The organism is Gilvimarinus sp. 1_MG-2023, assembly GCF_030548285.1.
The window spans coordinates 1-273 of sequence record NZ_JAUOSC010000988.1 but is presented as its reverse complement, the minus strand read 5'-3'; the positions used below and the strand labels follow the sequence as shown (position 1 = coordinate 273).

Annotated in this window: 1 pseudogene; it reads right to left on the bottom strand. The window is 56.4% G+C overall.

Features of this window, described 5'->3' with window-relative positions:
* Positions 1–273: pseudogene (locus Q4563_RS19840) on the bottom strand (MFS transporter); the annotation flags it as partial.

Sequence of the window (273 nt, the reverse complement as noted above, 5' to 3'; positions counted from 1 at the left end):
ACCGGTGCCAGCTTGACCAGCCTTTGGGGTGAAAAACGTTTCACTTCCGACACCGATGGCTGGGCCAGACGCGTCCAGGTAATCGGCACCAGACTGATACACACCAAGATGGCCGCCAGCGCGAAGAGGGTAAAGTTGGCCGGGCTGTCGAGCTGCAAGAGTTGCTGCGCCAGCGCCAAGGAGACCAGGTTAACGGCCATATAAATCGCAAACACCTGACCACGCTGCTGTTGTGGTGTCTGGTTGTTGAGCCAGCTTTCAATAATGGTGTAC